The following is a 23,464-nucleotide window of genomic DNA, read 5'->3' as shown; positions in this document are numbered from 1 at the left end:
CCTCAAAAAAATGAAAAGACTTAACCACGTCGGGTGACATCATGCCATCCCCACTTACGCTTAAAACCACGCATCAGGAACAGGTGTACGAATAAATGGCAAGGCCCATATAAGGTCAGAGCAATCCCACGCCCACCCGGTACATTCCAAAGAGGCTTTCCGAACACAGAAAAGCGCAAAATACGTTGATAAATTTCATGAAGTGTAATCAGGTAATCAAAATAAGGTGCCTGAAACGACTTCGTCATAGGGCATCGTGCACAAGGCGGCAACGGGTCTTTCCCATTTACTGTACGACGAAATTCCTGTGCAACCTTACTATTCCAGACTTCTTGGAAACTTTGAAATAACAGGTTACCCCATTGATATTTTGCCTGACTGGGGCCTGTTGCGATACAACACACATCAATTCGACCATCAACAGAGAAGTTATTCAGATCCGTCCATGGTTTTTGGCAATAAAACCGTTCTTTACCCCATAAGAAACGATGAAGCCAACTTTGCTTACCTGTATAGTCCGGGCCATTGAAAGCTTGAGAGAAAGCCCCTGTGAAATTTGACCATGCCCCCGAAATACCCTCTCCCATTTGTTTAAAGAAACCGGGCTTGTCTACAGACACTTCAGCGGATTGAGCACCTTCGTCGAGTTCATTGTTTTTGAAAGCAACCGATGTCAGAGGCTTACTTTCTTCAGCATCTTTCGACCCCCGCTTGGGCAGAGGCTCTAAAATATCCAACCAATCAACAGAAGCCATCAGCGGTTCGGTTTTAGATTTTTGGAACATAACCAACTGAACCCGTCGGTTGTCGCCTGTATTCCATTCCAAAGCCGTATCATGGGTGCCTTTTTCAAATGTAAATTTTTGTTCCCATGAACTGAAATCTTCCGACAAGACACCGATAACCAACTCACCGCTTTCAACCTTAACTTTAACAGGAATAGAAATCTGTTCGTTGCGGAAGGTTTCAACAGAAAAGTTCTTCAACAGATACGGCCCCGGTTTACCGTGCCATTCCAGAGAGACTTTGCTGCCTTCCCAGTTCAAACCGACGCCTTCAACCGACATTTCCCACTTTCCGGGATGTGGCAATTTAAATTCTTTGCGTAAACCACGACCGGGAACACGGAAACGTTCCACAGTCCATTCAGCCTTAAATTCACCTTCTGCATCACCGCCAAGCAAGGAGACAAACACACCATTTGTTCCATCCGGCAAATCAAGGGTGATTTCCAAAGACTGAGCCACGCCTTCCCCGACATCTTCCATAATATGTCTGGAGATCTCCGTGCCATTTGATCCTTTAAAGACCAATTGAACGGGCACGCCCTGATGAACATAGTCCAGTTTGAATTTAGGTTTCTCACCATTTAAAACCGGGATTAAAGGAAGCGTACACAGCTCTTCATCTTTCGCCGTCACTACGGTTGAAAGTTTCATCATATTTAAAAGGCTTTCCCCTGACACCTGATCTTTGAAATTCCAAAGATTTTCACGGGGCAACAAGAAACTATTCTCAAACCCTTTTGGACGTACCAAGCGATCAATCGGATCGGGGCGTACCGCACGGAATGCGCTGGGATCAATATAAAGAAGACTGTTCTTAACACCGACTTTATTTTGATAATGTTCAACTTCCGCCAAGGCATCCTGAACATCATTTTCATAAGGCACCAAATCACGGAAATCTTCGTTTGCACCCAATTCGGTAGCAATTTCCGACAACGGACGTAAGAAGATTTTATCAACCTTCATATCCTGATCTGCCATTTTAATGAAATCAACAATTTCATGGATGCTATCATTGGTAATTACGAATGATACAGAAATATGCGGCTCATCCATGAGCTCGACGACACGGTTTTTCTTTGCAACGGTCAGTTTTGAAATGATATCCACAATATGATCAAAATTCTTCAAACGCATAACTTTTTTGTGCGTCTCAGCTGACGCTGCATTCAAAGAAAAGTTAATAGATTCAAACCCTAACAAATCAGGGATTTGATCTTCGCGCAACATAGAACCATTCGTGATCAAATATACTTTTGCACTGTTTTGACGCAACAGACTGTTTAATTCATCAAACTCGCGATAGAGCGTTGGTTCGCCATTTCCCTCTAAACCAAACATACGCACGACTTTCGCCACAGGGGCAACCAGTTGGCGCAAACGATCCATCGGCAATTGGCGCTTAATAACGCCTGTACGGTTCACAGTAACAGAACAGAACTCACACGATGCATTGCATTGTCCCGTCGGGCAGAAAGACATAAATTGAGGTAAGGAAAGAACTTCTTCTTTATCAAAACGCATTTCCAACTGGGCTACCAGCCCGTTAAACCAGCTATATTCACGGCACCAGTCATGGACTTTGCGTTTTACAGGCCCCCAATGTGGTAAATAAGTTGAGATTTCAGCAGCAATACGTTCTTGTGCTTGATCCCCCTTAATAACTTCCACTTTAATATCAGAGAGTTCGACATTTGACTGTTCAGTGTAAGTATCCGGCTCAATCGCCAGATGGAACACACCGGCACGTTCAGCATAAAAGCTTATGCCGATTTCCTGTTCTCCCTCTTCAACAGCTGTTTTATATCGCAACCATTCTTTATTGGACGAGCGACGTATACCGAAGGTAACCCCACCTGCACGTTTCGCATTATATCGCAGGACGAACATATAGAGATAACGCACTTCTAATTCAAAATCAGAGGAAACAAACAGGCGTTGCGTATCTTCTTCTTGAGAGCGCGCTGTAGCAGGAACAGGGTCCGTATCTAAAATCTCAGTCCAGGAACCTTGGATATCACTTAACGCATTTGGGGAAATAGTTGTCATTATATTTTCAATATCTATTTTCTGTTAACCGGCAGACTCATTGGCAATCCAGCGTTCATGCCACATGACGGCATTCATAACGGTCCACAAATGGAAACCGTAATTAATCTTGCCATCAACCTGATTTTTCAACAAATCGCCGATATACTCATTATCGAAATAGCCTTCTTTCTTGATTGTCGAATTTTCGAACATATCAAGACAACGTTTACCAAAGCGCTCTTCGGTAAACCATTTATCCATCGGCGCACCAAACCCTTGCTTACGACGATAAAGGAGTTCGTGGTCCACATAAGGTTCAGCAGCTTTCTTAACAAGCTTTTTACCAAGGCCGTCATCCAGCTTATAAGACGGAGGTAAACGACGGGCAAACTCAACCATATCATGATCCAGAAATGGTACGCGCGCTTCAATAGAATGCGCCATTGTCATCTTATCAACACGCATCAGTAAATGTTCGGATAAACGCAACTTCATTTCCAAATAAGGAATTTGCTGGAGAATTTCCGGCTCCGTCAGTTTGCCGCTAAGCTTATCCAAATAGTGCCCAACAACTTTGGAGCTATCATATTCACGATGACTATCCGGCATCATCCCCTTTACGGGACAATTGACTTCTTGCTGGAACGGACCTGTATTAGGCGTCAATTGGTCACGCATATCGCCCCACCAACAAACCGCACCACCCCAAAAAAGTTGCTGCCCGTTTTCAAAACGCTTTTTAATTAATTCATCTTCGCCATCATTCAAAGTCGGGATGAAATTTTTGGTTTTACCAAGCAAGCGTTGTAAGAAAGATGTTCGACCGTTATCTCTCATTGGTCGATAAAGGTTTTCATATTTTTGACGGTAGTGATCACACCACCAGTAACCTAAGAAGTTTTCATCTGCACCTTCACCTACCTGCACAACTGTTGTGCCGCTATCACGAACCAGTTTAGACAGGAAATAAAGGGGAATACAAACGTTGTCCGCAATCGGTTCATCTTGAATTTCAACCAAATTTGGCAAGAAATCCAAGGCTTCGTCAGAATTGATACGAACCTCATGGTGATCAGTATTATAACGTTTTGATAGCTGAGTTGCATAATCATACTCATTGAACTCAGCGTGTGTTTCATACCCAACGGTAAAAGTTTTAACGGGCTGATCCATCAATTCTGACATCAAGGCGACGTTCAAACTGGAATCCACACCCCCGGATAATAAAACACCAAACGGTACATCACTGACCATCCGGCGAGAAATAGACTGACGCATCAAACGCAAGAATTCATCACTAGCTTCATCAAAGCTCAGATCTTTCTCGCGGAACATATCTTTTTTGCTCGGCGCACAATCCCACCATTGCTGGGAAACCGCCTCACCCTGTGCATCAATAGTAACCCGCGTGCCCGCAGGCAACTTGAAGATGTCCCTAAATAGGGTCAAAGGGGCAGGTGCAACAATGAATGTCAGATAATGCCAGAATGCTGTTTTGTCCATTTCGCGCGAGCGCTGAGGGTGCTCCAAAAGTGCACGGATTTCCGACCCGAAAATCCACTCTCCACTGGGCAGCTTAGAAATGTAAAGTGGTTTAACACCGACACGGTCACGAATTAAGTGCAGTTTTGGGTTGTTTATTTCGCGTTGGTCATAAATAGCAATGGCAAACATACCATAAAATTTGTCAACGCAATCCACACCCCACATTTCGTAGGCCCGCAAAATAACTTCAGTATCCGAATGATCTGTCTGCCAGTTGATCTCACGTTTTGCAGATATTTCAGCGCGAATTTCAGCGTGGTTGTAAATTTCACCGTTAAAAACAATGACAATACTACCATCATCGTTTTTCATAGGCTGACTAGCAGCTGTGCTCAAATCAATAATCGAAAGCCTGCGGTGTGCAAGCGCACATTTATTGCGCCCATCTCGCCATGTATCGGCTCCGTCAGGCCCCCGGTGCGTCATTCGGTCACGCATCCGGTTGATTACCTCATCTGTCGCTGCTGCACCCTTAGGATGAAAAGATCCTACTAACCCACACACTCGTCAATACCTCATTCCATTAAATTTTGAAGCCCACAATTGCATTATTTCTTTTCGAAGGTCAAGTATTTCAACTTACCGTCTACAAAACAGGGCTCATCCTGATTAAATGCAACAATCCAAATTTCCAAATCTACATTTTCTTTTAGGATTAACTCCCCTTTAATAAGCCCATGTGCTTTATCGAAAGGAAGTTGGCAGACCCAGCTATTTTTAGATTTATCTAATAAACTGATGCAAATATCGCCCTCGAAAATATCCGCAATGAGAGTAACCTCCCATTTCCCGGCCTCAAACTTACATGAGCCGATCCGTTCAACATTCTCGTATGTCAACGCTTTATGGGATATAAACGGGTTTATTCCCATTAACTCAGCATGTTGAGGATCAGCACATAGCATAAGTTTATTCGGGCTATAAATGAGAGGAATATATCTTTCTAGCTCCACGCTATGCAGAATAATTTCACATTTTTCGCGTTGTTCAGAATTTGCACCTGAAATTACAAAATCACACTCTTCGCCAGCTGCAAGATAAGCAACACCTTCAAGCTTAACATCCAAGGAATGAAAAACCTGTGATGATTTTAACTGTTTTTGCCAGATCCACTTGTTATGTTTCTTTGAAATAAATCCAATGGCGATATCACCTGAAAGAATTTCTATGGTTATATCCAATTTATAATTTGCATTAAAAAGACAGGTTGCCGTCGTGCTGACGATCATCTGATTGCTGATATCAGAATGTGTCTTAAAAATTTGATCCGATATCACATTGGTATATTTCTTAAAACCGTCATATTGTTTTTTCGGCAACCATGTCCATATACCAACGCTATCACCAACAACGCGTTTCTCATCTTTGAGCCCCTGTAGAATCAAATTTTTCTCAGTTATAAAACGTGCAAGAACGTTGTCATAACAGGACAACTTGATTTCAGGTAATGCGAAATCACAACACCCATTTTCAGCACTTGCAATTACAAAACGGACAATCGTTTTTTCTTTAAATTCGAACTCAATATTATAAAGACAACGCGTTGCATCAATATTTTCGTTTTCAAGCCAAACAAACTCTCTGCCATCAAAATATTGCAGCCCCACACTCAATCGTCCCACTTTTATTTCAAACCGGGATGAAAGTTTATAATAGCCAGCCGGCAACATAAATGTATCAGAAATCAACAAGTAAGTATCGCGCTTGCCCTCTTCGATAAACCAACTTTGTCGTGTTTTGAGTTCTTCAACACTTGGATAAAAAGAAACCTCATCCAGTAGGTCCACAAGTTGTCGTTCTGTGCCTTTTCGTTCATCTTCTACAGGAATAGTGTCTAAATCCTGTCGTACTGTTCTTCGGAAAAAGTCAGTCCACCCTTTTCCGCAATTGCTGTGCGTAGCGAACATCATCGTTTCACCAAGAGTATCGGTAGAAACAGATTGATAAACCGTCCCATCAGTAATTGAGCGCAATTCAAAACGGTTTTTATCCGCAACCATTCCCAAAACAACATCATCATCAATGCACAGGGCGTCGTGGAGCCATTTACAATCAAAATCCACGCGTTTTTTAAGTTGGCCCGTATTCATATCCACCAACCATAATGCCCCACCTGCACTATCAGTGAAATACATTGTTCTCGCGGAGTTCCCTAGAAAACGTCCCCCATGACAACCACGAAAGCCTTCGACAATCGGATACAACTTTCCATTTGCATCCAATGAAGCAACCATTCCCTGTATCCAAAGCGTCACGAGTAAAGTATCTGTCGCCCCAACTGTTTCCACCGCATTAACATGACAGCGTTGTAAATCTGTTGGAATATAATGTTGAGAAAAATCGGCATCCTCTGGATAACTAACGCCCTGTATAATTTGGTGCCCTACTGGTCGTTTTTCGAGCAACTCTCCGCTATCCAAGTCAAACCGAAGAACCAAATCCCCCGGTGCACACGTGACCCATATCGAATTTTTCTTGGCTTTACACAACATATGGCCCCCACACAAAAGTGGATGGCGAATGTCTTTCACTTTTTCAAACCCGGGATCGTAAATTTCGATACGATCACTTCCTAACACCACGAGCCAGTTACGGATAAATAGGGCAGATTGAACTTTATAGTCTGGCTCTAACTTCCCTAAAAACTCTAATTGCGGAACTCCATCGCTATCATTCATCACCCAAATTGAAAGGTTACCCGTAAAATCCACAGCTTCTTTCATGCTGGGCTGATCTTCATATCTTGACTGAGTTAAGTCTCCCCTCTCTCCAAAACGTTCGTTTAAAACGTTGATAGAACACCTCTTATCATAAAAAGGACGAGAGGAATGACTAATAGCAATACACTTCATAAAATCACTCGGCGACGTTAGGGTGCGGATAGATATCCGTAATTGACCATCTTCTTTTCAAAGACCAACTTATCCCGTTTTCTATTCCGTTCAAGTCTTCAAGACAAGCATAAAGGAATTTACCCTGCCTCTTAGGTCAGTTGATATTAACTTTTGCTTTCATACAAGCTATCTAAAATCTGATTTTTAACAACCTTCCAACCTAAAGCATTTCCTGTTTTGCATGAGGTTTCCTTCTTACACATCAAGGCATTACCAAGTTGGGTAACAACATCTGCAGGCATTTCATAAAAGAAAAGGGGCTGATGATTTTGTTTTAATGCTGTCAAACTTGGTAGCGGTGATGAGACAATAGGCAAATGGCACGCTAGATATTCGTAGACTTTAATTGGATTAATCGCATTCACAAACGCCTCATTGCCAGTTAAACGAAAAGGTATCAGCCCGACATCTGCATGTTGCAGGTAGGCTGGGATTTGACTATGCGGCCTCATTCCTAAGAAATGGAGATTGGGGAAATCCACAACCCACTTTTCTAAATCCACAGGACACTTATTTCCCAGTCCAATAATAACGAACTGTACTTCTGGAAGAGCCTTTGCCGCCACCTCCATCGCTTCAAAATCAAACCATTCGCCAATCGTCCCGACATAAACGGCAATAGGACTGTTCATTTGTTTATATTCTATTGGAACGCCTTGTGGTTTGGAAAAAAGATCCAAATCAACACCATGCGGAATAAAAGTTATTTTACGCGCCCCCAGCGCTTGTGCATATTCTTTCAATCCTTGAGAACTGTAAGTCACCAAATCAGCCTGCTGTGCCCCGAGACACTCCCACCGGCCATACTGAGATGCCATATTGGGAAACGCATCCGTTAAATCTGTAATACGCTGTATGACTTTCTGCGGATATATCTTCGATAAAACGGGCAAGAAATAAGCGCAATCAAGTATCGAAAGCGTTGGCTCATCAAACCCGTTTTCTTTGAGTAACTCAACCAAATTGGGGGAAGATTGTGGCAACAGCTTACGTAAAAACTTATAAAAAAAACCAAGAACCTTGTTTGAGGGTTGATTTTGCGGTGGCAACCATTCATTTGGCACATACGCCCACAAACGATCCTCCATAAACCATTCCCCCTTATCACGTCCAAGCTCCTTACGCCTGTTTGTTGTCAGCGAAGAAGACAAAAGACTATGAAGGGGTGATAACGGAACGGTTACAAACGCGACCTTCCAGCCATCTTCAACAAACGTTTTAGCAAGTGCATGCGCTGAAATATGTATAGGGCCAGACCAGAATTCCCATGTGAAAAAGACCACCGTTTTAGACATCAATCCCCATCATATTTATGCTTTCTCGGAAATAGACCAGCGTAAACTATTTTGTTGCGTCAATGACAATGTAACACAGGGTAAGAATTCACCATAAGTTGGAGAATATTCATCACGTCCAATTTGGATTTTTGATGCATTCCCTTTTAATTGCAACAAAAAACCCCCCATATCAATCTCGACGCCCTCTCCCTCTTTATCTTGAATCAGTAATGAGGCAGGTAAAATCAAAAGCACATGAACATATTCATGCGGAGAAGTTTCACATTTATCTTCAAAGTCTATTCTATCTTCCTTAAAGCGTACAGAACGGGAAAACACCTCTCCATTTTGTTCAAACGATGCAAGTATTTCATGTTCATTACACGATTGAATATTCACTTTTGCCGAATGCAAAATTTTAAATAATTCCTCAGGCCCTTTTCCAAAGTAATGATTGACTTTTTTCTCACCAACCGGCCCGTTGTGGAAGCTGGCATCACGGTGTTTATTTCTTATGGTAGGTAAAGGCGTATAAACACCCGTTCCCGGCTGAATGATGAGAGGCTTATTCTTCCAACTCAATTCAAAAGACAAGCAATCACAATGATCATGCCCGCCATTCCCATGTTGCCCCGTTGATGACGCCTTCAACCAGAAGCGATAATTGACTTGCTGCCATACATACAAACCAAAATCAGGAAATATCCTATATCCACCAGCTTCAATTGGCGCGGATGATTGTTCACACGTTGCAACACTCTGTAAATATTGCGCTTCAAGTGTTTTGCCTTCTTTTTCAAATAAACCTTGCCAAAATCCTATATGACGGGGCCAATCCTGCGGGCAATCAAAGCACCCCTTTACATCGGGAACAAGAGGCAAACTCCGCCCCCCATCGTTGTCTCCAAATTGAGGTGCAACACCGCCTGCATTCATCAACGAAACCGAAAATAGATAACTTTTGCTTAGACGGTCTTGGGTATCTGCGACCATATCTGGGAATTGATGAAAAATGCCCTCGACCACATCCCCTCCCGGTATTTTTGAAGCTTGTTGAATAAACAGCTCTGACAGAGTTTGCAATTCAGATTGGTATTTCATTAAAACAGCCATACCAAAACAAGCAGCTTCACTCATTAAACGATGATAATATGTAGAGCTTTCAAAATTTCCGCCTGATTTTAAAAATTGCAATGAGGTCTCGTTCAAAAATGTTCCGGCACCATATGCCAACCATTTTCCCTGTGATGGATGTCCCTGCAATGTTGCCCCTGCAACAAAAAGACCAAGGCAATTGATATAATAATGGTTCCCCCTTACGGAAGAATTCCATTCAATATGTTTTTCAATATATTCAGCATGATCCACCAGCCGTGCAATAAACTCTTTATGTTCAACTGAAGTGAATAAAACCTCTTTGTCTCGCAGCAAATCATAACAGACGACCCAACTGATTAAGCGCAGGGAGATATCCATAGGACAGGCCCAATTCACGCCAAAGCCCGGTGGGTTTGCCTGACAGAAATCAAAAATTTGATTTCTCATCTCCGCCAAAGTTTCACGCTTCTGATTTGCATTTTCCAAAGTCAAAACATACAGCGCCATAGATGGAAGATGTTGCATGCGGGATAATTCCCAAGGGTTTTTGACATCACTTCCTTCTGGAACACCGTATTCAATTTCTTGTGGGCGGATCAACCGGGGCCAAGACCAACCGCTTCGTCGATCTCTATGCCAGTCAATATAGGTGTACTCAGGATCAATGAAGGCGCGTAATCGCACACAATCTCTCTCAAAGACCTTTAAATCTTTGTCAGCATTTCTCAGGCGGGACAGTTTGATATTTTTCAACCCCGGAACATCCGCATTAAAATTCGCCGACACCGCCCCTACACCCAACACCTGAAATTCATGGTTCATCCACAACGGTACTGCAGACATAAGACGTTGTTGATCTTCTACAGACAGATGGAAACGTTCTTTCTTGTCGCTTAATGGCCTAAACTTCACGTTATATTTAGACGGTGACGTGTAGGGGGAAATAAAACGATCATGTAAAGCGGTCATCACTTTTTGACATCGCCGCGACATAAAGAAACGCACTTTTCCGGGCAATTCACGAAGAGGGGTATGACGCACTTTTTTCAGTAGAAAAAGCAGTTTCATGATGCAATACGCCCTTTAAAAGCATGTAGTATCTGCTCAACATGTGAATCCCAACTGTATTGCTCACAAGCAAGCTGCCGGGCATTTCCTGCAAGACGTTCAGCAAGAGAATGATCCTGAACCAATTTTAGCATTGCTTCGGCAAAGGCCGTTGTATCTCCAGCGGGAACAGTCAACGCATGCACATCCTTTTTCAAAACTTGACCAATTTGATCAAGATCGGATGCGACAATCGCACGGCCTGATGCCATATATTCAAACAGCTTCGTTGGCGACCCAAAAAATGCGCTTCCATCCTTATTTCCAACATGGGGACTAAGCAAAATATCGCAGGCTGCAAGAGCTATTGGTGCCTCATGCGCCTCCACCCGTCCGGTAAAGATGATTTTATTTTTGCCGAAAATCCGTGTGGATGCGTCACGTTCACAATCCACACGCTCACTCCCGTCCCCATAAAGCATCAACGTCGCAGGTGCTAAATCAAGCGCATCTGCCAAAATGCAATATTTTTCAAATATTTCAGGAAGCAATTTCGTTCCATGCCATGTTCCGAAACTGCCGATAAACCCAAAAACCGGTCCCTGACCTAGCTCATATTTTTCCTTAAAGGAGGAAGCGTCCACATCAGGATGAAAAACAGATGTATCGACACCATTAGGTACCGTTACAATTTTCTCAAGATCAACGTCTCGTTCAATTAATTGCTGTGTCAAAACTTCGCTAATCGAAACAATAAGGCTAGCTTTCTCCAAAATGGTTTTTTCAATTTGCACAGCCAGCTTGCGATATTTCAGGGGCTCCCCCCAATTATCTGTAATCCAAACTTCTGAACCATTATATTCCAACACAAAAGGTATCTGAAGTTCCTGTGCGCCGCGAAACCCAGCAAAGCTATAAGCACCATGACGTTGATAAACCAACGTTGGTGGCTTCTTTATCCATTGTTCCAACAAACATTTCGACAATGTCATATTGTACTGGATTTGACGTACTTCCGGCTCGTTCAAAAACATATCGGGACAAGCATGCACACTCAATGAAACATCTGATGAAATCAAATCGGGCCTGTAACACAAATGTGCTTCTGTTTCCCACCCATGCGCAACCAATCCATTTAAAACCCCGCGCGTATGGCTTTCAGCCCCTCCAATCGCATGTGTGATATCACCACGAACAAAACATACCCGACCTGACATGTTTTGCCTGGAGGGGAGAACCCTCGCAGTTTGCGCCAGATGACAAAACAAATCTTCCGCCTGCTTGACGACTCGTTTTTTTTGGAAATTTTCGATGAATAATTTCGAAATAGCACGACACGTTCCACGTAAACCCGGTATTTGCTTCCTTCCCTGCAAATCACGTACCGTAAACGCTCCCCGACCAATGATGTAAAGCAATGGAAAAAGTAGCCCAGGTCGAGGTAATTCATTTAAATCCCGACAAACAAACTCGACAGACTGATACCACCGAAACTGGCACGCCAAGGACATGAAATCCTTTTTAAAATCATTCCACAAAAATCCATCCTCCTGCAAACTAGGAGTATCGGGTCCATAAATATAAATGGTTGTTTGTGATTTATGCAATTTCATCGGATTCTCGAAATAAAAAGGGGGGAATATATAAAAAAAACAATAAAAACATTTCTATCCGTTAGCATACCTGAAAGCAATCTTGGATATTTAATAGTATTTTCCTTTACTCAAGATCCTTTTAGATTTTAAGTTCATTCAATCATTAGCGATTTTAACTCAAAGGTTCCATACAGCTTTTTGTTGATTTAACCAGAAAAATGTTGTGCTCAGGTCTAAGGTCAATTAAAAGCTGTTTTCATTAGGAAACTAGCTACATTTATAGTGAGGGATTGTGCGTCAGGTATTAGGTGCTTCAAAGGGTGTTGTTGTTGCTCGTTCTCCGAAACCAGCATTGCAAACTGGTTCAGTTTTGGTACGAGTGAAATATTCCATGATTTCTATTGGGACGGAAGTGGCCGGTTTAATGCCGCCAGATGAAACTCCAAAAGGAAACATCGAAATTGTCAAAGAAAAGGCAGAAGACGGCGCCCGCAAGGTTGGCAAAGCCATTGCAGACCCAAAACGTGCCTTTCGGTATTTAAAAAATAAAGTTGATGCCCGCACTGCCCGAAAAAAAGCTTTGCAAGCAGAGGCCGAAGTTAAACCGATTATTGACGGTGCAAAAGTTACCTGGACACAAAACGCCGCCAGTGAATTTTCTTTTGAAAACGGCGTTCTAAACCTGACGACAGATGACTCGCCCGCTCTTTATCAGGCTGACGCATCACCCATTCCTGTACCTGAAGGTTATATCCCTGAAATTTCTATTAAAGGGGCAATGCTATCGGGCATGGCCGTCTTTGGCTTTTTAAGCGAAGACAAAAGCAATTGGCTGGAAACAGCAACCTTTGCCTCCGGTGAATTAGATGAATGCCTGCTTGTCGACCCAGGAAACAATAAAAGTGTCAATTTGGTTATTGCCAATGCGGGCACCTTGGAACCCAGCAAAATTATCCTTGAATCCGTAACCGTTCGCTTGGTTCCCCGCAAAGAAGGCGGGCTTCCCCCAAGTGAAATGGGGCAAGTTGGTTGGAATCTGGGTTATGCCGCTGCGGGTGAAGTTATCGAAGTTGCCGAAGGCGTCGAAGGCTTTGCCCCCGGTGACTTGGTTGCTTGTTCCGGTGCCGGTCAAGCAAACCACGCAGATTTTATTTGCGTCAAACAAAACATGGTTGCCAAACTGCCAGTTGGTGCCGACTTGCGTGATGCCTGTTCAACAACAATTGGTGTTATTGCCTTACAAGGTGTGCGCCGTGCAGACCCTCTGCTTGGTGATAAAATTTGCGTCCTCGGTTTAGGGTTGATCGGTCAAATCACAGTTCAACTCCTTGTTGCAAACGGTTGTCGCGTGATCGGTTTTGACCCAGACCCTGAACGTGTTGCCCGTGCAATCGAATTTGGCATGGAAGCCGGCGGAAGCAATCCGGATGAATTCCTGATGCAAATCCGTAACTTCACAGGTAATCAAGGTGTCGATCGCACCATCATTACAGCAGCAACCAAATCCAACATCGTTATTAATACAGCCATGCAAGTCACACGCCGCAAAGGTGTTGTTGTGATCGTGGGTGACATCGGTTTGGATGTTAAGCGCGCCGATTTCTACAAGAAAGAAATTGACCTGCTCATGAGTAGTTCTTATGGACCGGGTCGTTATGACCGTAACTATGAAGAATTTGGGCAAGACTATCCTTATGCGTATGTCCGCTGGACAATGAACCGCAACATGGAAGCTTACTTGGATTTGCTGGCCAAAAAGAAAATCGTCATTGGGCCCATGATTGACGTGGAAGGCGAAGTCGATGACGCGCCTGCTGTCTATGGTGCACTGATGGATAAAGACGCAGAGAAAAAGCCCCTCGCGGCTGTCCTGCGTTACGATAACGAAAATATAGAGCCCTACCACGATGATCCGACTATTGTTTTACAGGGGCATCGTAAATTTAAACCAAACAAAATCAATTACGCGCTGGTTGGTGCAGGTGCCTTTGGTCAATCCATGCTTGTTCCCAATTTGGCAAAGTCAGGCGATAAGTTCTTCCTGCGTGGTGTTGTTAGTCGAGATGCTATTCGCGGGGGTAACTTTGCCCGTCAAAACAGCTGTTCGCTTTTTGCCTCCAATATTGATGGCGCCCTACAAAGCGATGAAATTGATATGGTGGTTATTGCCACTCGTCACAATGAACATGCCGAACAAACTGTTGCCGCGATTAAAGCCGGTAAACATGTTTTTGTAGAAAAACCAATTGCCTTGACCTGGGATGAGCTTGGAAAAGTCGAAACAGCCTACAACGAGTGCCCGCAAGACAAAAAACCGATTGTGATGGTGGGCTTCAACCGTCGTTTCTCCCCTGCCCTGCAACGTATTGCCAAAGAACTGGCCTCCCGTCAGGGACCGATTATGGTAAATTACCGATTGAATGGCGGCTATATCCCGAAAGAAAGCTGGATCCAGGATGAACAAGGCGGTGGTCGCAATATCGGTGAAGCGTGTCATATGTATGATTGTTTCCGTTTCCTTGCGCGCAGCCCTGTCAAAGATATCAGCGCACACGCCATTGCAACGGCAAACACACCTTATATGAAGAATGACAACTTCGTCGCAACTTTGACCTACGAAGATGGAAGTGTCTGTAACCTGATTTACACAGCTGTCGGCCCGAAAAAAGGCATGCCGAAAGAACGTATTGAGGTTTTTGCAGACGGAGACGCATATGTCGTGGATGACTTTAAAGTCCTGACAAAAGCCAGTGCGAATGTCAAAAAAGAAGGTGATAAAGAAATCATTAAAGAATCACCTATCTGGCAATCAAACGACCCGGACAAAGGCCATAGCGAAGAAATGCGCCAACTGGCTCAATCGTTTGAAAACGGTACAGAAGCACCGATTCCATTTGAGGAAATCATCGAAACTTCTGCCGTTGCTTTGACAATTGAAGATTTGCTTTTTAATCGAGTGAACAATGACTAATGGTGCAGGAAAGTTTCTGTTTGTAGATGCAGAAAGTCTTAATGTTGGCCTATTTGAAGAGCTCGCATTATATTCGATCGATGGTACGCAAAAGCATTCGTTACCAGTTCCTGAGCTATTACCCTGCCCGGACATCTTGGCAGAAGTGGCAGAATGCAACCCTGATGGTCTTGTCTTTTCTGTCGGTATCGGCGTTGTGCCTTGGGCGATCTTAAAGATCGCCCTAAAAGCAACCCTGAAAGGAAAACCGGTTTGGATATATTGGGGCAGTGAAGGGACTGTGCAACGCGTGGGCCTACGGCAATGGAACCACCTTTTTGCACAGCGTTATGCCTCTCGTTTTTTCTCACGCTGGCATCTAAAAGAATTCGGTACAGAGCCTGAAGCCTCTCTTGATGAGACTGCGCAACAGGCTCTTTCTGTATCGCAAACTTTTGATCAAGTCTTTCCTAATCTCCAAACTATTGCTTTTTCCAACTTGCCCGACAATCCTTCACCTGAAACAAAAGTTCACGGTACCGGGATTTATTTCCGTGGTGATTTCTGGGCACCGCTTGTCGCAGGTGGCAGCTACGGCCATACGACTTATGTCGCCAAAGAACTCTCTGAAGCCACAGAGGATTTTGTCTGCCTTATGGCCAATCCTCTCACCATGATTGATGAGTTGGGTATTAAACAAGTTAAACTTGATCCTCCCGGTGAGCATGGAAATGATCTCAACGTCCTGAAAGGGACAGATCATTATTATGAAATCCTGAAAGAAAAAATCCAATCTCTAGATAAACCGCCTGCTTATATTTACGAACGCCTCATTTTGGGCAACTACGCCGCAGCACGCATCAGTCGCGACCTTGGTATTCCTTATATTTTGGAATATAATGGTTCTGAAATTTCCATGAAACGTAGCTTTGACACTCAAGGTTACGATTATGAAGACACCTTCATGTTAACGGAAGAAGCTGCATTCCGTCAGGCAGCTCTAATCGTCGTTGTTTCCGAAGCAATCCGGGATATGGCCATTCGTCGAGGTGTTGATCCTCGTAAAATTCTGGTCAACCCCAATGGGGTCGACACGGACCATTACAAACAAGCAACAGTTGACGAGAAAAAAGCCATTAAAACCGAGATGGGATGGGATGAAAATGCCCCCGTTATCGGTTTTATTGGAACCTTTGGCGGCTGGCACGGAATTGACGTTCTTGCAGAGTCATTACCCCGTATTGCCGCAGAACATCCTGAAGCACGCTTCCTACTCATTGGTGATGGCGGGTTCAAGCATTTGGTCGAAACCGCCGTTACAGAAAACGGCTTGGAAGACCGCGTTAAATTAACAGGAATGGTTCCTCAAGCTGAAGGCTGCCGACTTTTAAAGGGATGTGATATTTTCATATCACCACACAGTGCCCATATGGTAGATAGCCGTTTCTTTGGGTCCCCAACTAAACTTTTTGAATATATGGCATTAGGCGGTGCTGTTATCGCCAGTGATTTAGAACAAATCGGCGATGTAATGCGCCCATCCTTATATTCTGAGGACTTGGCAAGCGTTACAGATGTCGGGGATGCTCGTGGTGTATTGGTTGAACCCGCTGATGTAAACGATTTTGTTTTTGCCGTTTGCGGTTTGTTAAAACGCCCTGAATTAATTTCTAAGCTCGGTGAAAATTCCGTCAAAGCCGTAAGCGAACATTACTCGTGGAAACGCCACGTTGAGCGGATATGGCAACACCTTCTTCATCTCTATGGCGGTACAAAGATTCCACCAGGTGAAATCCCTGCACCGGAAGCGACGATGGAGAAAAAAGACCTCGGCGATGAAACCGAGATGAATGATCGCCAGACTAAAGCCCGCCAGCGTGAACTCGCCTGGTACAGCCAACAACGTAAAAACCGTTACCAAACGAAATTGCCCTGGCTTTGCGAAGAGTTCCCGTTAAAAGAGCTCGATGGGAAAGAGGTTCTCATTCTTGCCAGCGACAATGGGTACGATGCCGTCACACTCGCTGAACATGGTGCAAAGGTGACAATGGTTGACTATTGCCCGGTCAATTTGCGTGAAGCTGAAGCTCAATTCAAGATTCTCGGACTTGAAGGTACTTTTATTCCCTCTGCCTTGGATGATCTACCGTTCACGAACGACTGCTTTGATATTGTCATTTGTGTATCCAAACTTTCATTGCAAAAAACACCATATGATGTTGTCAGTGAAATTGGACGTGTTTTAAAACCTGGCGGACGATCTTATGTCGGTCTTCTCTCCCAATGGTCTGCTAAATACTGGTATTCTTGGTTCGCCCGTCGTGGTTTGAAAAAAGGCCGCTTGTCACTTTGGTCCATGAACGAAGTTCTGTCACGTAGTGTCGACATCACTTATTTTGATAAGCGTGAACTTGTATCCGTCTGGGATAAGGCATCCGCGAAGCGGCTATTCAATGGCTTCACAAACTTGTCTTTTGCAAGACGAGATATTGACGATTTAGATATTCCTGGCCGTGTCAAAAAGTGGCTCCCAAAAGCAGTTGCTGAACGTTTCTTGGGCTGGAAACTGATTGTGACCGCTAAAAAACCGAAACAAGGTTTTGAAAAACTTAGAGGTGTGACCAAACTGGGCATGCCCCAGTACAATTTTGACGATCAACTTAAAGTTACTGGTCAGACCGTGACTGCATGGGTGGACAATCGTCGCCAAACGGCCTTTACTTATGCGGGTATTGCGATCAAGGATCTGGAGACCCTCAAACGTCATTGTCCTGATCAAGTGAAATCGACTTTGAATGAGGCAGACCGAGTTCTGCGTCATGAATTCGACCTCCTTGGAAGCGGCACGTTTATCCCGAGCAATATGGGCGATGATGGGTCTTATGATTACAAGCCAATCAATTGGCATTTGGACCCGGTTCGAAATCTGACTTTCCCCAGCAACATTTCTCACAAACAATGGAATTTGTTTGAAATGCGCCCCGGAAATGCAGACGTCAAATACCCTTGGGAATTGGGCCGTCTTCAACATTGGCCCTTGTTGGCGCAGGCTTATGTCCTCTCCGGTGATTTCAAATATGCACGTGAGATCTCAGATCAGTTAAAAGATTTCATGGCCTCAAATCCTATTGGTATTGGTGTCAACTGGACCTGTACGATGGATGTGGCTATTCGTGCTGGCAATATGGCCATTGCATTTGATATTTTACGTGAATGTAACTTCCCATTTGAAAAGACATTTTGGGAAGAAGCCTATAAGGCCTTGTTTGAGCATGGCGATTTCATTTATCGTAATTTGGAAAACCATTACGAAGTAACAAGTAACCACTTCCTGTCAAACGTTGCTGGCCTTTACATCATGGCAAACGCCTTCAATGATCTTGAGGCAGGTCAGGAATGGGGTAAGTTTTGTCACGATGCTTATGAAAAAGAAATCATTGCACAGGTTCTTCCTGACGGTGCGGACTATGAATCTTCTGTTCCCTATCACCGATTGGTCACAGAATTATTCATGTCTGGCTATCGCATGGCCCAACTTCGCGATGAACCTTTATCCGAAGGCTATGCCAAAGTTTTGACAAAGATGCTGGACTTCCTGTCCACATTGACACGACCAGACGGTCGCATGCCACAAATCGGGGATGCTGATGATGGTCGCCTGCACATATTTACAGATTATGGTCGTTGGGATCGCCAAGATGCCCGTCATCTTTATGGCCCGGCTAGCGTACTGTTAAAAAATAATACGTGGCAGTCCTACTTAAAAAGCGAAGACGAAGCACGTTGGGAAACCTTCTGGTGGGGGCTTGATACAAGCACCATTAAAAAGACAGATACACCTGAACGTGTTGCACATTTTGCAGATGCGGGATTAAGCCTCAATTATGCAAATAACAATTGGTTATTGATCAACAACGCGATTGTCGGAACAAAAGGTTTTGGCAACCATAAACACAATGACCTCTTGTCTTTTGAACTTCACCTCTCAGGTACCCCCTTCGTTGTTGACCCTGGCAGTTATGTCTATACATCTGATTTTGCCGCAAGAAACCATTTCCGCAGCACACGTTCACATGCAACCGTCATGTTCGATGGTGTAGAACAAAACGAAATGCGCCCGGATTGGATTTTCCGCATGTTTGCAGAAGCCGAGCCACATGTAGAACAACAAGGTCAGGACGGTGAATATTATGTATGGTGCGGCTGGCATGATGGATACAAGCGTATTGGCGGCCCCAATCATTGGCGCACATTTGTTCACGATACTGCATCAGGTTCACTGGTCATTCTAGATCGTTTCATTGGAGGAAACTTTAACGAAGCGGAATGGAATTTACCATTGGCCGTCGGTGTCGATGTCAGCACCAATGCGTCCAATAACCTTTCCCTACAAAACAACGGTATCAAGTGTGAATTTAACGTCGACCAGGATGTTAGCTTACAGATCGAAGAAGCGGGATATTCTCCCTCTTACGGCGTAAAACAACCTGCTAAACAGATTAAATTTAAACTGGATGGTCAAATTCGTAAACTTTCCTCATGGATCAAGGCCGGTGACATTTCTCAAGACCGGATTGACAATATGATGAAAGTAGCAGAAACACATATGAAGAAACATTCTTCCGAGACCTGAGTCTATATTCAGCGAAGGTAACAGGGGATTTAAAAGGAAAGATAAGAGATTTTATGTCTTTTATAGCCAACTTATTTGGGATGTTATTCCGCAATCGACGAGTTATTGCATCGACAACCCGCATTGAACTGAGAAAAAGATATTCAGGTTCCTTTTTTGGCTCTTTATGGGTTTTCTTAAACCCCCTGTTATTCTTATGTATCTACTTGTTTGTTTATCTTGTTGTATTTAAAGTCCGTTTTCCCGGTTACAGCGATTTAGACTATGTTCTGTATGTCTTTTCCGGATTGGTCCCTTATCTGGCATTTATGGAAGTCATTCAGGCGGCATCGGTCTCTATTAGACAAAACATACATTTGGTTAAAAATGTTATTTTGCCGATTGAGATTATTCCCGCCCGGTTAGTGCTCATCGCACTCATCCCACACCTGATTGGCTTAGGGCTCGTCTTAATTATAGCCGCCATAAACAATACACTAGGTTGGCATAACCTCTATCTCGTAATTGCTATTGTTATCTTCACAACATTTCTTGTGGGGCTGGCGTTATTTATGGCCCCACTGGGGGTATTATTTCCCGATGTTCAACAAATCGTTGGGTTGTTCACTTTATTCCTCATCTTTGTCTCACCCATTGGATTTCGCCCTGACATGGTCCCAGGGAAAGCGCGTATAATCGTCGATATCAATCCAATCTACTATATGATCGATATGTATCGAACTGGTTTTGGGGCATTCGGACAAGTTTCCCCTGATTGGTTCCGTTTGGGTGTTGCACTAGCAATTGCACTTGTATTTCTTGTTCTAGGGACGTTTTTCTTCCAAAGATTTAAGGCGTTTATGACCGATTATGAATGATCTACTTATTGATGTTCAGGCATTAACAAAAACCTATCGGCTTTTCGACAAACCGTCTGATCGGATGTGGGAAATGTTGCGTTTATGGGGCAAGCCTAAAAATGCACGTTTCCATGTCGCACTCAACAAAGTTTCCTTCTCCGTTCAAAAAGGGGAACGGATCTCCATTATTGGCAGGAACGGTGCTGGGAAAAGCACATTGCTTCGCCTTATCAGCGGGGCTACAAATCCGACCAGTGGTAAAATAACCGTCAATTCTGCCGTTCAGGCTTTATTACAAATTGGCGCAGGTTTTCATCCTGAATTTACAGGCCGCCAAAACGCAGAAGCATACCTTGCACAAATGGGGGTTCCATCTGCACAAATTGCAGAAATGCTTTTAGATATCGTAGAGTTCGCAGAACTCGAAGAGTATATCGATCAACCGTTAAAAACATACTCTTCGGGCATGGTGTCTCGGTTGGGTTTCTCTGCAGCCACTGTTGTCAAGCCGGACCTACTTATTCTTGATGAAGTCCTTAGCGTGGGAGATGCCTATTTCGCACGCAAAAGTCAGGAACGTATCGAAGAACTTTCTACCGGGTCAGGGACAACATTGCTCTTTGTCACGCACGACATTTATTCCGCTCAAAAAATGTGCCCTCGCATGTTATGGCTGGACAATGGTGGCATCCGTATGGATGGGGCCAGCAAAGATGTCGCTGCAGCCTATGAAAAGGCAATCAAAGAACGTGAAGAACAACGTTTAGACCGTAAGAGATTGGCGATCTTAAAAAAGAACCTATCCCAAAAGTCGAAACCACTCGTTTGTAATATAAAACTCTCTGAAGAAAAAATTGCCGACGGTCAATTTCTGCTCTTTGAAGCCATTCGTTTTTATGACTCTAAAAATGAACTTCACCAAATGTCATTTTTGCATGAACTTGATGAAAACGGTAACGGCATAAACCTTCATACCGATTACGGTTCATGGGGGGAAGAAGCTGAACAAGATGCCCGAAAAGGGCGCATTTTAGAGGGGCATGGTTCAGTCTTTTTACAGGCACCTTTTTCCATTTCATCTGAACAGGTTTTGCCTCCGTTAGAAGAAGAAGAACTATATGTAGAAGTCAGCCTTTATGCCAAACAGGAAGAAACGATGAAAATCACCGTTCTTCATCCTGATGGTCGTCGACAATATTCCGGTATGATAGAATGTTCAGCGGGCTGGAACAGTGTCTCTGTCCGGCTGACACATGGGCACGGTGGCCTACAAAACGAGCAAAAATTATCCAGTGAGCGTTATGGCAATCGCTCCATTGAGATCACAAATGTCGAATTCCAAAATGAGAATGGCGACGCTTGCCACGTTTTTTCCCCTGGCGACCCTTTAAAAATTAAGCTTCATTATCGTGTAAACCGTAACGATATCGATGAAAAACCTATTTTTGTATTTGGTTTTCAACGACCTGATAATGTCCGCAGTCACCGTTTCTTCTGCAAAGACATTCACATAGGACCAAACCAACCCAAAAGTGGTGTTATTGAAGTTCAAACCGATAAACTCCTCTTGGGAGCAGGCGATTATTTTGTAACGACCGCCATTTTTAAAGAAGGCTATTTCACATCTGCCGAAGCACTTAAACATTATACCACCAATAAAGGTGTCTACGATTCACATCCCAAGGCATATGAAATTAAAGTTGCTCAGTCTTTAGAAGAACCATTGTTTAATGATGTCATCTTCATTCACGATGCAAACTGGACCTTATGTTCCGAGAAAATAGAAGTTTAGCTACACTCGTAATACGACGCATGATTATTTTGACAATTCACACAAAGTATGGTCAAACAATGCTAATAGATTAAGGTCTTTAGGGGGAGAAGAACGTTGGCTTGGAAAGGTATTATTTTAGCAGGAGGGGCCGGGTCCCGCCTGTATCCTTTGACGCATGGTCTGTCCAAACAGCTTCTACCAATCTACGACAAGCCGATGATCTACTATCCCTTATCCGTTCTTATGCTTGCAGGAATTAGGGATATCCTCATCATTACAACACCTAAAGACATGCCGCTTTTTAAAGATCTTTTAGGTGATGGACAAAAGATGGGCGTGAAACTTTCCTATGTTGAACAACCCAGTCCCGATGGACTTGCGCAGGCTTTCATCCTCGGCGAAGAATTCATTGGTGACGATAATGTTTGCCTTATCCTTGGTGATAACATTTTTTATGGTCAAGGTCTCAAAGACAAATTGGATAAGGCATTAGCCAAAGACACAGGCGCAACAGTATTTGGATATCAAGTTCGAGATCCTGAACGTTTTGGTATTGTTGAAATGGGGGAAAATGGTAAAGCTTTGTCCCTTGAAGAAAAACCGTTAAAACCTAAATCAAATTATGCTGTTACAGGCCTTTATTTTTATGACAACCACGTAATCGAAGTTGCAAAAAATTTGAAGCCATCAGAACGCGGCGAACTTGAAATCACAGATGTAAATAGAGTTTATTTAGAACAAGATACACTTAATGTTGAAGTCTTTGGACGCGGCTTTGCCTGGCTGGACACAGGAACCCATGACAGCTTGATTGAAGCGGGTCAATTCATCCAAACGATTGAACACAGACAGGGCTTAAAAGTCGCCTGCTTAGAAGAAATTGCCTATAGAAACCGCTGGATTTCCAAAGACCAATTACAAGAAATCGGTCAAAAAATGAAAACCAACCCTTATGGGCAGTATCTTTTACAAGTCTCTAAAGAAAGCTACTAA

The 23,464-nt window shown here is 43.6% G+C and carries 11 protein-coding genes; 5 read left to right on the top strand and 6 right to left on the bottom strand.

Annotated features, from left to right (window positions below):
• Window positions 1-20 precede the first annotated feature (20 nt).
• From ACI0FF_RS07890 to ACI0FF_RS07865, 6 genes are all read right to left on the bottom strand, one after another.
• Window positions 21-2,837, bottom strand: a complete 2,817-nt coding sequence (locus tag ACI0FF_RS07890) for a radical SAM/SPASM domain-containing protein (RefSeq protein ID WP_419799561.1) — start codon at window positions 2,835-2,837, stop codon at window positions 21-23.
• A 24-nt stretch (window positions 2,838-2,861) separates the two neighbouring features.
• On the bottom strand, window positions 2,862-4,868 hold the full coding sequence (asnB, locus tag ACI0FF_RS07885; protein WP_419799560.1) for an asparagine synthase (glutamine-hydrolyzing): 2,007 nt from the start codon (window positions 4,866-4,868) through the stop codon (window positions 2,862-2,864).
• 44 nt (window positions 4,869-4,912) lie between these two features.
• Entirely contained in the window at window positions 4,913-7,087 is a 2,175-nt protein-coding gene (locus tag ACI0FF_RS07880; protein ID WP_419799559.1) for a hypothetical protein, read from the bottom strand.
• Window positions 7,088-7,362: 275 nt separating this feature from the next.
• Window positions 7,363-8,553 (bottom strand): glycosyltransferase, encoded by a 1,191-nt coding sequence (locus ACI0FF_RS07875; RefSeq protein ID WP_419799558.1) that lies wholly within the window; start codon window positions 8,551-8,553, stop codon window positions 7,363-7,365.
• Window positions 8,554-8,568: 15 nt separating this feature from the next.
• Window positions 8,569-10,701 (bottom strand): heparinase II/III domain-containing protein, encoded by a 2,133-nt coding sequence (locus tag ACI0FF_RS07870; RefSeq protein ID WP_419799557.1) that lies wholly within the window; start codon window positions 10,699-10,701, stop codon window positions 8,569-8,571.
• Window positions 10,698-12,293, bottom strand: coding sequence for a glycosyltransferase family 4 protein (locus tag ACI0FF_RS07865; RefSeq protein WP_419799556.1), 1,596 nt, complete (start codon window positions 12,291-12,293; stop codon window positions 10,698-10,700). The genes ACI0FF_RS07870 and ACI0FF_RS07865 overlap by 4 nt, the downstream gene beginning before the upstream one ends.
• A 274-nt stretch (window positions 12,294-12,567) precedes the next feature.
• Between ACI0FF_RS07865 and ACI0FF_RS07860 the strand changes: the two genes are divergently transcribed.
• The 5 genes from ACI0FF_RS07860 (at window position 12,568) to rfbA (ending at window position 23,464) form a co-directional block, all read left to right on the top strand.
• Window positions 12,568-15,246, top strand: coding sequence for a bi-domain-containing oxidoreductase (locus ACI0FF_RS07860; protein ID WP_419799555.1), 2,679 nt, complete (start codon window positions 12,568-12,570; stop codon window positions 15,244-15,246).
• A complete protein-coding gene (locus ACI0FF_RS07855; RefSeq protein ID WP_419799554.1) occupies window positions 15,239-19,858 on the top strand; it encodes a heparinase II/III domain-containing protein in 4,620 nt (1,539 codons plus the stop codon). Before ACI0FF_RS07860 ends, ACI0FF_RS07855 begins: the two co-directional genes overlap by 8 nt.
• 53 nt (window positions 19,859-19,911) lie before the next feature.
• Entirely contained in the window at window positions 19,912-20,715 is an 804-nt protein-coding gene (locus tag ACI0FF_RS07850; protein WP_419799553.1) for an ABC transporter permease, read from the top strand.
• Window positions 20,708-22,489 (top strand): ABC transporter ATP-binding protein, encoded by a 1,782-nt coding sequence (locus tag ACI0FF_RS07845; RefSeq protein ID WP_419799552.1) that lies wholly within the window; start codon window positions 20,708-20,710, stop codon window positions 22,487-22,489. Before ACI0FF_RS07850 ends, ACI0FF_RS07845 begins: the two co-directional genes overlap by 8 nt.
• Window positions 22,490-22,585: 96 nt before the next feature.
• A complete protein-coding gene (gene rfbA, locus ACI0FF_RS07840; protein ID WP_419799551.1) occupies window positions 22,586-23,464 on the top strand; it encodes a glucose-1-phosphate thymidylyltransferase RfbA in 879 nt (292 codons plus the stop codon).

Source organism: Terasakiella sp. 4MB5A (genome assembly GCF_050058155.1).
In the GTDB taxonomy this organism is placed as follows: domain Bacteria; phylum Pseudomonadota; class Alphaproteobacteria; order Rhodospirillales; family Terasakiellaceae; genus Terasakiella; species Terasakiella halodenitrificans.
This window is presented reverse-complemented; position numbering and strand designations above follow the sequence as displayed.